At 45.2% G+C, this 11709-nt stretch carries 13 protein-coding genes; 11 read left to right on the forward strand and 2 right to left on the reverse strand.

Features of this window, described 5'->3' with window-relative positions:
• Window positions 1-70: 70 nt before the first annotated feature.
• Both ACHA99_RS15490 and ACHA99_RS15495 read right to left on the reverse strand, forming a co-directional pair.
• The gene (locus tag ACHA99_RS15490; RefSeq protein ID WP_028759621.1) at window positions 71-430 is read right to left on the reverse strand and encodes a TraR/DksA C4-type zinc finger protein; all 360 of its coding nucleotides are present in this window, start codon (window positions 428-430) and stop codon (window positions 71-73) included.
• 186 nt (window positions 431-616) lie between these two features.
• Window positions 617-1567 carry a tRNA-dihydrouridine synthase gene (locus ACHA99_RS15495; RefSeq protein ID WP_393943711.1) on the reverse strand — a complete coding sequence of 317 codons (951 nt, stop codon included), beginning with the start codon at window positions 1565-1567 and terminating at the stop codon, window positions 617-619.
• Window positions 1568-1834: 267 nt separating this feature from the next.
• On the opposite strand from ACHA99_RS15495, the gene ACHA99_RS15500 reads away from it, so the two are divergent.
• From ACHA99_RS15500 to ACHA99_RS15550, 11 genes are all read left to right on the forward strand, one after another.
• Window positions 1835-2263, forward strand: a complete 429-nt coding sequence (locus ACHA99_RS15500; RefSeq protein ID WP_028759624.1) for a hypothetical protein — start codon at window positions 1835-1837, stop codon at window positions 2261-2263.
• 116 nt (window positions 2264-2379) lie between these two features.
• Complete coding sequence (locus tag ACHA99_RS15505; RefSeq protein WP_113940898.1) at window positions 2380-3249, forward strand: DUF692 domain-containing protein; 870 nt, start codon at window positions 2380-2382, stop codon at window positions 3247-3249.
• Window positions 3249-3995, forward strand: a complete 747-nt coding sequence (locus ACHA99_RS15510) for a DUF2063 domain-containing protein (RefSeq protein ID WP_393943713.1) — start codon at window positions 3249-3251, stop codon at window positions 3993-3995. The genes ACHA99_RS15505 and ACHA99_RS15510 overlap by 1 nt, the downstream gene beginning before the upstream one ends.
• A gap of 150 nt (window positions 3996-4145) precedes the next feature.
• Window positions 4146-4268: a hypothetical protein gene (locus ACHA99_RS15515; RefSeq protein WP_006082086.1), complete on the forward strand. Its 123-nt coding sequence runs from the start codon at window positions 4146-4148 to the stop codon at window positions 4266-4268.
• 81 nt (window positions 4269-4349) lie between these two features.
• Window positions 4350-4718 (forward strand): YbaN family protein, encoded by a 369-nt coding sequence (locus ACHA99_RS15520; protein ID WP_113940896.1) that lies wholly within the window; start codon window positions 4350-4352, stop codon window positions 4716-4718.
• A 268-nt stretch (window positions 4719-4986) separates the two neighbouring features.
• Window positions 4987-5538: an adenine phosphoribosyltransferase gene (gene apt / locus ACHA99_RS15525; RefSeq protein WP_105252212.1), complete on the forward strand. Its 552-nt coding sequence runs from the start codon at window positions 4987-4989 to the stop codon at window positions 5536-5538.
• A 118-nt stretch (window positions 5539-5656) separates the two neighbouring features.
• A complete protein-coding gene (gene dnaX, locus ACHA99_RS15530) occupies window positions 5657-8872 on the forward strand; it encodes a DNA polymerase III subunit gamma/tau (RefSeq protein ID WP_393943716.1) in 3216 nt (1071 codons plus the stop codon).
• Between the two features lie 235 nt (window positions 8873-9107).
• Window positions 9108-9437 (forward strand): YbaB/EbfC family nucleoid-associated protein, encoded by a 330-nt coding sequence (locus ACHA99_RS15535; RefSeq protein WP_028759630.1) that lies wholly within the window; start codon window positions 9108-9110, stop codon window positions 9435-9437.
• Window positions 9438-9449: 12 nt separating this feature from the next.
• Complete coding sequence (gene recR / locus ACHA99_RS15540; protein WP_028759631.1) at window positions 9450-10049, forward strand: recombination mediator RecR; 600 nt, start codon at window positions 9450-9452, stop codon at window positions 10047-10049.
• 441 nt (window positions 10050-10490) lie between these two features.
• Entirely contained in the window at window positions 10491-10982 is a 492-nt protein-coding gene (locus tag ACHA99_RS15545) for a GNAT family N-acetyltransferase (RefSeq protein ID WP_393943718.1), read from the forward strand.
• 103 nt (window positions 10983-11085) lie between these two features.
• On the forward strand, window positions 11086-11496 hold the full coding sequence (locus ACHA99_RS15550) for a hypothetical protein (RefSeq protein ID WP_393943720.1): 411 nt from the start codon (window positions 11086-11088) through the stop codon (window positions 11494-11496).
• Window positions 11497-11709: the final 213 nt, after the last annotated feature.

The following is an 11709-nucleotide window of genomic DNA, read 5'->3' on the forward strand; positions in this document are numbered from 1 at the left end:
TAACTCAAACCTCCGCTTGCGGAGGTTTTTTTGCTTATAAGGCAGTTTACTGGATGTCGAATGAGCGCTATCAATGCGTGAGGCGCAGTTCGTGGCGGTGTTCATGCTGATAATGCTCGGCGCAGGAGGTGCAGCGTTGTTCGGTGGGATCTTGGCTTAAGCGTTCACTTTCAATTTCTGCCTCACAATCCGAGCAAAGACCGTAGAGACCTAAGTCGAGCTGGCAAAAGGCGGCATCAAGTTTATTTAATCGGCAAAATAGTGGGTGTTCAGCCAGTGGTGTCTGAGCCAATTTATCAATTAATTCTGCCAGACTCAGGCTAGCGTAATGCTCCCCTATGGCTTCGAGGAACAGAGGGAGCGCGCCTATTTCTTTCCTTAGATTAGCTTCAAGCTCTGACAATTCATGTCTGATATGGGTGGTGCTCACGTAAAATCGCCTATTTCATTTGACTCTAGGCGTCCAGTCTAATAGTTCCACTATCAACGACTATGATAAAGATCAAGTATCTGCCACATTTTCGGTTTTTTAGCCGTTAAAAATCGAAAAAGTACTTCATTCTTATCGCATTATATGTGCTACGGCAAAGCCCTTTTATCATAAATATCGTCGCGATTATTCGTCGCATAAGTTCCGTTGCGCCGTTTCTAATACGCGGACAATTTCTTCCGTTGTTTTAAAGACTCGCAGTTCCCTAAACAAGGTATCGGCTTCGGGATATTGACGGTTGAGATAGGTAAACCACTGTTTGATCCGGGCTGGATAATAGTCACTCTTACGGCAATTGAGTTCCCTTTGGGTATAACTGAGCATGAGCCCTAAGGTTTGCGCCCAAGTATAAGGAGTGGCTCCTGTCTTGATAGTATCAGCCAAGTTCGGCAATGAAATTGCCCCGCGGCCGATCATGATACTGTCGCAGCCCGTGACTTCGATACAACGCTTAGCATCGTCACTGTTCCAAATTTCACCGTTGGCGATCACCGGGATTGGCAAACGTTTGCGTACTTCGGTGATGTATTCCCAATAGGCTGGCGGTCTGTAACCGTCGACTTTACTGCGCGCATGGATGGCAAGTTCAGTTGCACCGGCTTCATACACTGCAATGGCGTTTTCCATAAACAGTGACTTATCTTCATAGCCCAAACGTATTTTGGCCGTTACGGCATGCTCTTTTGGTACTGCTTGACGCATGGCTTTGACAATATCGTGCACACTCTCAGGATATTGCAATAATACGGCGCCACCTTTACTGCGGTTAACAATTTTTGCTGGACAGCCAAAGTTTGCATCAACACCGTGTGAGCCTAACTCAATGGCACGCAGGGCATTTTCGCCCATACATTGGGGTTCTTGACCAAGCAATTGTACTCGTACTGGCGTACCTGAAGGGGTGTTGCCGTTGTTGAGCAGTTCAGGGCACAGTTTGAGAAAGACCTTTTCAGGTAGCAGTTGGTCTACCACTCGCACAAATTCGGTGACGAGCAAATCGTAGGGATTGATGGTCGATAGGATGTCACGCATCAAAGCGTCTACTACGCCTTCCATTGGAGCCAAAATCACACGCACTGCAGTAAACCCATATCTGTTGCAAAGGGCGAGCATTCTACCTTATCAGCGCTAAGTTACAAAGTGGCCTTGTGAAGGAGGATGAATAGGTACGCCAATAAATAAAATCCAAGCTAAACTGATTGTCCTAGCAGGATATTTTGACCATTTCTGTGACTTAGTGATATTTTTTGCAATAGAATCGAAATAAGGCAGGTCTTTTGTTGTAAGCCAGCTACTTAAACTGTTGTTGGTCATTATTACTCAATAAACAAGAAGGGATTATTTATGAATTCAGTTAAAAAAACAGCAGTTGCAGTAGCGTTAGGTTCAGTTGTGATGAGTTCAGCTTTTGCTGTCAATGCACAAACTAACCCATTTGGTTTTGAAGCTATGGATGCGGGCTATCAAATTGTCGGTTCAGAAGGCAAATGTGGTGAAGCCAAATGCGGCGCAGACATGAAGAAAGCCGCCGCTGAAAAAGCCAAAGAAGGTAAGTGTGGTGAGGCTAAATGCGGTGCTGAGATGAAAAAAGCGGCTGCAGATAAAGCTCATGAGGGGAAATGTGGCGAAGCGAAATGCGGTGCTGACATGAAGAAAGCCGCTGATAAGGCCCATGAAGGTAAGTGTGGTGAAGCGAAATGTGGCGCTGATATGAAGAAAACCGCCGAAAAAGTGGATGCTAAAGTCGAAGCCGTTAAAAAAGAAGTGAAGTAAAGCGGGTTTGTTTTATCCCTGCAGTTATTGGGATAATTGAGCTTAAAGAGGCCAGCCAGCGCTGGTCTCTTGTGTTTTATTCTTAAGCGATTACAGGTTAGCGTTCGTGAGGTTCTATGAATGATCAAAAAAATACGGCACAGGTAGGGCTGGGATTAAGACGAGAAATGCTCAGTGAATTTTGTTTACAGGTGCCTGATGCTATTAATTTTTTTGAAGTGGCGCCTGAGAATTGGATGACCTTAGGTGGTAAATTTGGCCGCCAATTTCGTGAGTTGACTGAGCAACATACTTTCTACTGCCACGGTTTGAGTTTATCCATTGGTAGCCCTGAACCTTTAGATCTCGCGTTTGTAAAAAATATCAAAACCTTTATGGATTTACATCAAATCCAAGTCTATTCCGAACATTTAAGTTATTGCTCAGGGCAAGGTCACTTATATGATTTAATGCCTATCCCTTTTACCTACGCTGCGGTGAAGCATGTGGCGGCGCGGGTCAAGCAAGTAGAAGATATTCTAGAGCGGCCGCTTATTTTAGAAAATGTGTCTTTTTATGCCGCTCCAGGTGCGCAAATGACAGAACTTGAATTCGTTAATGCCGTGCTGCAAGAAGCCGATTGTAAACTGCTACTGGATGTGAACAACATCTATGTGAACTCGATAAACCATCAATACGATGCCGATACCTTTTTACAGGCCATGCCGACGGAGCGCATCGCTTATCTGCATATTGCTGGGCACTACAAACAAGCTGAAGATCTGCTCATTGATACCCATGGCGCAGCCATTAACGATCCCGTCTGGACATTATTACAGCGCTGTTATGCCTTGCATGGGGTAAAACCGACGTTGCTTGAGCGTGACTTTAATTTGCCGACAACCGCTGAATTGTTGCTCGAGATAAATCAAATTCACGCTTATCAAATGGCGGCGTCCAGCTCCCATGCCCAAAATAGTGCTCATGCCGTAAAGAGGAGCGCCTAATGGATTTTAAGCAAGTGCAGCAATCCTTTATCGATTATATCCGCGATCCCTCTTCGCCATTGCCCGCGGATACTGATGTCCGGCGTATGCAGGTTTACCGCGAGTTATTTTTTAATAATGTGCTGGGATTTGTGTCGAACGGCTTTCCCGTGCTTAAAAGTTTGTATTCTGAGGAGGAATGGCTGACTTTGGTGCAACGTTTTTTCAGTCAACATGATTGCCAATCGCCGATTTTTATCGACATCGCGGGTGAGTTTTTAGATTTTTTACAGCAGGAATATCAGCCCACGGCAAATGATCCTGTTTTTATGCTCGAATTAGCGCACTATGAATGGCTGGAGTTGGCCGTTGCGGTTGCACAGGCGAGTGGGGATGAATCTCAACTTAGCCTAGCGCAAATGTCGACGCAGGCTTTATGTTTGTCACAGACGGCGAGGGTGGCGCAGTATCATTTTGAGGTGCAGCACATTCGTCAGGATTATCGTCCGCAGCAACAACTCGATACGCCAGTGTTTTTTTGTCTCTATCAAGATGCCGATTGCGAAGTGTGTTTCCTACAGTTAAATCCCTTAAGCGCGCAGGTGCTGGCATTTCTTCAAGCTCAAGGCCAAGCGGGTTTTAAAGAGATAGTTGATTGGTTAACAATCACTTACCATCAAATGGCGCCAGAGATTATTGAGCAAGGTTGTATGCAGTTACTCGAGCAATTAGCGGCCAAAGGGATAGTGCGCGGACGTCAGTCTTAAGGTTGGGTTTATTGCCGAAATAAATGCAATAACCCTACATTTAGAGGGTTTTTATTAATTTGACAAACCGCTACAATGTCGGCCGTTTTGTGATCTCAATCACTGTACGATTCCTGCGCACTTATACTTGCACATACTAGAGGAGCTGTAATGAGTAGTCAGCCGTTTAAAGACCCATTTAATTTTTTGTATTTTATTGGTTTTATTTTAGTTTTACTGTTGCCGACTCTGCCAGCAAGTCTGTCTTGGTTAAAGCATTTAGGTTTAATTTAAGCGAGCGTTAATCTCTAGCGCGTAGCCTATTGGCCACTCTTCGAGTGGCTTTTGTTTTTCCGATAAAGGGCATTTAAACTTATGGTATTAAAGCGCGGATTATTTTTACTGTTAGGCTTAACCGCTTTAGTCTTAGGTTTAGTCGGTATCGTGCTACCGATATTGCCGACCGTGCCTTTTATCTTGCTTGCTGCCTTCTGCTTTGCCCGCTCGAGTGAACGTTTACACCATTGGTTGATGACACATCCCTGGTTTGCCGATGCCTTAACCCAGTGGCAAGAGCAGCGAGCAATGCGTAAGGGATTGAAACGCAAAGCCATGATAGTTAGCGCGCTGAGTTTTAGTGTCAGTATTATTGTGGTCCCTATCCTTTGGGTAAAAGGTCTGCTGTTTGTCATGGCATTGGTCCTACTTTGGTATCTTAAAGGTATACCTGAAATAGAGGGATGATTGAGTTATTAGATGGGCTCAAGTGCTGTGACTGAAAGTTTAGTCGTGTTCTTGTTGAGGCTATTTAACTGAGAGCCAACAGGGTTTGATCTAAGGCACAAATTGATAACCTTTCCATCACTTGTGCATTGTGATTGTTGCAACTAAAACTAAAGCGGCATAAGCTTTGTCCGACTTTCGACAATGCGTCCACCCAGTGTGGACGTTTTGTTTTATACCGCCACCGCTAGGTTGGTGAATTGATTAAGTAACTTATTAAGCAAATATGATGGCTATGAATACAGAAACCTTATCCTTGATAAAGCAAAGCATTAAAACGATTCCTAATTATCCTAAGGAAGGGATTTTATTTCGAGATGTCACCAGTTTGCTTGAGAATGCAGCAGCCTATAAAGCGACCATCGACTTGTTAGTTGAACATTATCGTGGTCAAGGCTTTACCAAAATTGTGGGTACTGAAGCCCGTGGTTTCTTATTTGGTGCACCGTTGGCTTTAGAATTGGGTATCGGTTTTGTACCTGTGCGTAAACCCGGCAAATTGCCGCGTGCAACCATCAGCCAAAGCTATGAACTGGAATACGGTCACGATAGCCTAGAAATTCATACTGATGCGATTAGCGCAAATGACAAAGTGCTCGTTGTTGATGATTTACTCGCCACTGGCGGTACTATCGAAGCGACCGTTAAACTGATCCGCCAACTCGGCGGTGAAGTTAAACATGCGGCCTTTGTGATCTCATTACCTGATTTAGGTGGTGAAGCCCGTTTAACCGCATTAGGGCTTGAGTTGGTTAAACTTTGTGAGTTTGAAGGCGAATAAATCTGCAGCTAAAGGCGCCTTGGGATAGTTTGATGGCATGTCAAATCATGGCATGTTATCTTTCAAAGTTCTCGGGGCGCATGCTCCCGCTTTTGTATCACATACTCTGGGGAGTTCCATGTCATATCAGGTGTTAGCCAGAAAATGGCGCCCTGCCACATTTGATCAAATGGTTGGCCAAAGCCATGTTTTGCATGCCTTGACCAATGCGTTAAGCCAGCAGCGCTTACACCATGCATACCTGTTTACGGGAACGCGCGGTGTCGGTAAAACCAGCTTGGCGCGACTCTTTGCCAAAGGCTTAAATTGCGAACAAGGCGTGACAGCGACTCCCTGTGGTGTTTGCGGCAGCTGTGTGGAAATCGCCCAAGGCCGTTTTGTCGATTTGATTGAAGTCGATGCCGCATCTCGCACTAAGGTCGATGATACTCGTGAGCTGTTAGACAATGTGCAGTATCGTCCAACCCGTGGCCGCTTTAAGGTTTATCTCATCGACGAAGTGCATATGCTGTCGCGCAGCAGTTTTAACGCACTGCTAAAAACTTTAGAAGAACCCCCCGAGCACGTTAAATTTCTTCTGGCGACAACCGATCCGCAGAAACTGCCTGTGACTGTGTTATCCCGTTGTTTGCAGTTCAATTTAAAAAGCCTGACCCAAGCTGAAATTGGCACTCAGCTCAATCATATCTTGACCCAAGAGCAGTTTCCCTTTGATGCTGAAGCCCTAAAACTGCTGGCTAAAGCTGCCAATGGCAGTATGCGTGATGCCTTGAGTTTGACAGATCAAGCCATCGCCTTTGGTGGCGGTAATGTGATGCTTGGCCAAGTGCAAACCATGCTTGGTAGCATTGATGAGCAGCATGTAGTTGCCTTGCTTAATGCCTTAACCGATGCCGATATTGGTGTGTTAATGCATACCTGTGCCCAAGTGCTCGCGTATGGCGCAGATGCCCAAGAAGTGCTACGCAGTTTACTTGAGTTGTTACATCAAATTACCTTGACCCAATTTGCCCCCGCTTGCGCGCAGCAATCCTTGTATAGCGCCCAAATTCGCGCCTTTGCCGAACAGCTTAAGCCGGAACAGGTGCAGCTTTATTATCAGATTTTATTAACAGGCCGCAAAGACTTACCCCATGCACCGGATCCTAAATCGGGTCTTGAGATGGCGCTATTACGCGCTGTGGCGTTTGTGCCGGAAAAGCCAGTAAAGCGCTGGCAGCCTGATGCGGTCGCTGAGATCAGTTTATCCGAAGGGCAAACGCCAGTTGCGACAGCGCAAGCTCATGATGTAAAAGAACAACAGTTTGCTGAGCCACATACTGCGGAACAACTGCCTGCTGAAAAAAAAACAGCATTAATTGAGCCTGCCGATACCACAGAGCAGGCACTTGATGCTGAGCTCCAAGCGGATGCGGCATTAATTGCCGAACAGGCGGTGATTCTAAGTCAGGCGCAGAGTCAGGGATTTAACGCTGGCAGCTTAAACGTTGAGATAGTGAATGCTGAGGTCGAGCCACAAACTCAAACAGTATCAACCGCTCAAGCGCCTTCTCAAGTTACTGAAGCTGCTGCTGACATTGAGGTATCGGTTGCGAGTTTAGATGCTCAGAATAGTGAAGTTCCTGAATTAATAGGGGCAACTGCCGAGTCGAGTATTGTTAATCCAGCAGCGGCTGAAATGGTTGTTGGTTCAAGCGCTGTGGCTGTTGGTAGTGACATTGCAGAGAAAGACAGTGCTGTTCAAGAGACTGTTGATGAAAACACTGCTGTTGACTCCCTCGCTAACCATACTCTTACTAATAGTACGCTAGAGCAAAAGGGGTTTGATGAACATAGCCCCTATGGAACTGAAGTCGAGCATTCTTATCCAGCGATGGGAGCTTATGCCCAAGAGTCAGCGCCGCTCGATTCCTATCAAGATGCTTATGTTGAATTCTCCTCCGGCTCTTACAATGACGATGATTTTCATCACAGCTTTGACTCTCATGCTGTGCCTGATGATGTTCAACACTTAGATAATGTTCAAAATTCTGCTGATATTCAAAGCGCTGTAGGCATGGAAGGCTCAGTTGATAGTCAGTCTGTATTAATTGCTCAAGTGTCTCCTCAGACATCAATTCCAATTCCAACACTAGCCTCCGCATCTTTAGCCGATGATGATATTCTCTCGGCGGTGTTGGCGGCGCGGGATTCACTGTTATCGGATCTTGACGCCTTAAGTGCTAAGGACGGTGATGAAAAAAAGTCGTCATTGGACTCAAAACTTAAGACGCCAAATACTAAATCACATGGTGTAACCTTACCTAAATCGGTTACTAAAATTGAAGCGAGTCAGCCAAGTGTGGCATTTTCTGTTGATCCAGCATCTGATTTAGACCCTGATTTAGCGATAGATTTTGATGATGACTTCGACTTAGATCTTGAGCCTATCGATCTGCACCAAGCAGTATCTTCAGTCGTCATCTCAACTGGAATTGTCTCTGAGAAGTCTGTCAAACCGTGCGCTGCATATGATCGTCCGCCTTGGGAGGCAGCGCCTGAAGCTGAATCTATCGAAGTGACGCAAGTCGATAGCAATAAGACTGACAGTGTTCAGCCGGTGAGCGCGCAAGCTACTGATATAAATAATGTTCAAGCTAGTCATGCTCAAGAGCTTTTAGGTGCGAGTTACGCACCTAATCATGCACAAGATGACACTCTATCCCTGAGTGACGGGCAGGCCGCAGCATCAAGTTTGAAGTCGGAAATACTTCAAAATCAGGCTGTACGTCAAGAAGAAATACCCGTCTCAGAGTTTGCCTCGGTTAGCGCAACAGCACTGACAAATGCGTCGAATACAGTGGAACACACGCATGAGACACAAGGCGCGCTCAGTTCGACTCAACCTATTAGCGGTCATCCATTAGATTTACATTGGTACAAGTTGATGGCGAGCTTAGAGATCGGCGGGCGAGTGCGGCAACTGGCGGTTAATTCTGTCTGCCAAACCTTGAGCGATCCTTTGCCGTTGCTGCTTAAACCAAACCAGAAGCATCTAGCGGCCGATGTTGCCATAGTGCAGCTTGAGCAAGCCTTAACTACCGCGCTCGGGAACCCAAGACGGGTACAAGTGGTCATAGGAATCGATGAACAGCGGGAAACGCCCTTAGAGTTACGTAAGCGTTTCCACCAAGAGTTGCTGCAACAAGCGCATCAATCATTGATTCATGATGACAATGTGCAATGGTTGATCCAACGTATGGGCGCCGAACTCGATGCCGATAGTCTAGTGTATCCGCCAGAGTTGTTGAATTTACGCAGTCAGCAAATACAAGCGTTACCTGAGTTAACCTAGGCCGCGAGTTAGCTATTATTGGCGAGTCTTTGGGTAAAATTTTCATCGTTAATTTGTAACTCTGTGGTTTAAATTTAGGCTTCGAGTGCATATTTATAGTGATGCTGCTGAGAAACTCTGCATCGAGATCATAAGTTTATTAACAAGATAACGGCATTGATTGCCAATCCCATTTATTTAAGTAAGATTAGCCGCGTTAATGCTTGCGACTAACCCTAATAGAAGAGAAATGACTATGTTTGGAAAAGGCGGTATGGGCAATTTGATGAAACAGGCCCAGATGATGCAAGAAAAAATGGCCAAAATGCAGGAAGAAATCGCCCGTATGGAAATGGTGGGTGAATCTGGTGCTGGTTTGGTGAAAGTGACTATGACAGGCGCGCACACAGTGCGTAAAGTCGAAATCGACCCAAGCCTGATGGAAGACGACAAAGAAATGCTGGAAGATTTGATTGCTGCGGCCTGTAATGACGCTGCTCGTCGAATCGAAGAAAACCAAAAAACTAAAATGGCTGAAGTTACTGGTGGCATGCAATTACCACCAGGCATGAAAATGCCATTTTAATTGAGATAGCCGATGAAATTTAGTCCATTGTTAGATGAGTTAATTCAGTCCCTGCGTTGTTTACCTGGGGTTGGGCCTAAATCGGCGCAACGTATGGCGTTTCAGTTACTTGAACGCGACCGAAAAGCAGGGCTTAAGTTAGCCAGTGCGCTGTCCAGTGCGATGAGTGACGTCGGTCATTGTCAGTCTTGCCGAACCTACACTGAAGAAACCCTCTGTCCGATCTGTGCTAGCCATAAACGCGGAACTTCCTCCACCATTTGTGTGGTGGAAACGCCGGCTGATGTGTTAGCCATTGAAGCGGGTGGACATTTCACTGGCCGTTACTTTGTACTTTTAGGCCATTTATCGCCCCTCGATGGCGTGGGGCCAGAAGAGTTAGGCTTAGCGTTACTCGAGCGCCATTTGGCATCGGGTGATGTCACCGAACTGATTTTAGCGACAAATCCAACAGTAGAAGGTGAGGCTACAGCGCATTTTATTGCCGATATGGCCAGACGTCACAAAGTGATGATAAGCCGTATTGCCCATGGCGTACCAGTGGGTGGCGAGTTGGAATACGTGGATAGTACTACGTTAGCGCTGTCCTTTAATGGCCGTTTACCACTCTAATTAAACAGTTTATATTAGAACCATACTATTGTTTGTATTGGATTAATTGAAGGCTGAAGTATTCAACTCAATTATCACTTTAGTGCCTGAATCTTATAAACCCGCCAAGATCCTATCTTGAGCGGGTTTTTATTTACCCAGAGTTTCAACCTAGGTGCTGAGGCTGGGTTATGGAGACAGGGCGGTGGTTGATTCAATTCCTATATTGATTGATATCTATCTATATAAAAGCCATTTTTATCAATAGTTTTTTAAATTTCATACTTGTCTTATGTGAGCTTCATCCGTAAAGTCGGTTTGATAATAATCGGGTTGAGTTGCTTAATCACAGTGATCCACAGCATGCCTAAGTCAATTCGTTGGGCTTAGACCTGTGTGCTTAGTTCTGTGTACGTTGAATTGGACACGTCTTTTTTATTTGAAAACTAGGGAGGGGACTCATTGGGAAATATTACGATTAGGCATGCAGAGAAGAGTGATGCTGCAGCCATTCAAGCAGTATATGCCTGTCCAAATGCCTATGCCGATACCTTGCAATTACCTTTGCCATCGACCGATAAATGGGAGGCGCGTCTTGCAGCAACATCGAATCATGTTCATCGTTATGTCGCAGAGATTGAAGGTGAAATTGTCGGTGAGTTGGGTTTTGAAGTGTATGAGCAACCTCGCCGTAGGCATGTTGCCTCCTTTGGTATGGGTGTAAAAGACAGTTGGCAAGGCCGCGGTATAGGCAGTGCCTTGATTAACGCGATGCTTGAGCTTACCGATAAATGGATGAATATAAAACGAATTGAATTAACGGTTTATACCGATAATCATGCCGCCATTGGTCTATATAAAAAATTTGGTTTTGTGATTGAAGGTGAGTCGAGGGATTTTGCTTTTAGAAATGGTGAGTTTGTCAGTGTGTATCATATGGCGCGGTTAAAATAACATGCTGATCTCTATGTATTTTATCTGTTGCTTTTAAGGCTCTCACTCTAAGTACTAACTTTAAGAATTTGCTCTAAGCGCTCATTTTCAGAGCTCGCTTTAGGTGCTAAGTGTATGTCTGTCTCAACTACTTTGGTTGGGTGTCGGTATTTATGCCATTCGTATCGGCTATCAAGTGTTGGTCGGGGCATCGGAGTTAACTTATACACTCAGTGTCTGCGCTATCGCCTTAGTGGCATTACTGCTCTATCTCTACTTCGGTTTTGCCCAATTTAAGGAAAATAAAGAGTTGTGGGCATTCGAAATCTCGATGTTTTTTGCCGCGAATAAGTTCGCTTTTGGTGTCATGGTCCTTGGTTCATTACTGCACTGGTTCGGTCAAGGTGTTCTGACTTCTGCTTATTTGAAACCTCTACCTTTCATCATGATTTTCACCGTTTCCTTTGGTGCTATGGCAGGACTCATATTGTCCGACACTTTTATGGCGAAATTTGACATCCAAAAAATGCATTGATGTCAGCTGAACAGTTTAAATCTTATTTTGGACGCTGTTGTTGAAGATGATTTGAACTGATGGCTTTCATCGGTTGTTTATAGGTCGTTGAATCCGATGAGCTACCATGGTGATCTGGTTAAGATTTTACAGAGGGTTATTACGAATTTTAGATACAAAAAAACCAGCTTGTGCTGGTTATTTTTCTCTTTCATGAAGAGAAGTGGTTGCGGG

The sequence above is a fragment of the Shewanella sp. S23-S33 genome (genome assembly GCF_043359565.1).
In the GTDB taxonomy this organism is placed as follows: domain Bacteria; phylum Pseudomonadota; class Gammaproteobacteria; order Enterobacterales; family Shewanellaceae; genus Shewanella; species Shewanella oncorhynchi.

Bases quoted from the DNA above. Each gene is read 5' to 3' on its own strand.
- ACHA99_RS15500 (WP_028759624.1), top strand. From the start codon at position 1,835: ATGAATTCAGTTAAAAAAACAGCAGTTGCAGTAGCGTTAGGTTCAGTT.
- ACHA99_RS15505 (WP_113940898.1), top strand. From the start codon at position 2,380: ATGAATGATCAAAAAAATACGGCACAGGTAGGGCTGGGATTAAGACGA.
- ACHA99_RS15510 (WP_393943713.1), top strand. From the start codon at position 3,249: ATGGATTTTAAGCAAGTGCAGCAATCCTTTATCGATTATATCCGCGAT.
- ACHA99_RS15515 (WP_006082086.1), top strand. From the start codon at position 4,146: ATGAGTAGTCAGCCGTTTAAAGACCCATTTAATTTTTTGTATTTTATT.
- ACHA99_RS15520 (WP_113940896.1), top strand. From the start codon at position 4,350: ATGGTATTAAAGCGCGGATTATTTTTACTGTTAGGCTTAACCGCTTTA.
- apt (WP_105252212.1), top strand. From the start codon at position 4,987: ATGGCTATGAATACAGAAACCTTATCCTTGATAAAGCAAAGCATTAAA.
- dnaX (WP_393943716.1), top strand. From the start codon at position 5,657: ATGTCATATCAGGTGTTAGCCAGAAAATGGCGCCCTGCCACATTTGAT.
- ACHA99_RS15535 (WP_028759630.1), top strand. From the start codon at position 9,108: ATGTTTGGAAAAGGCGGTATGGGCAATTTGATGAAACAGGCCCAGATG.
- recR (WP_028759631.1), top strand. From the start codon at position 9,450: ATGAAATTTAGTCCATTGTTAGATGAGTTAATTCAGTCCCTGCGTTGT.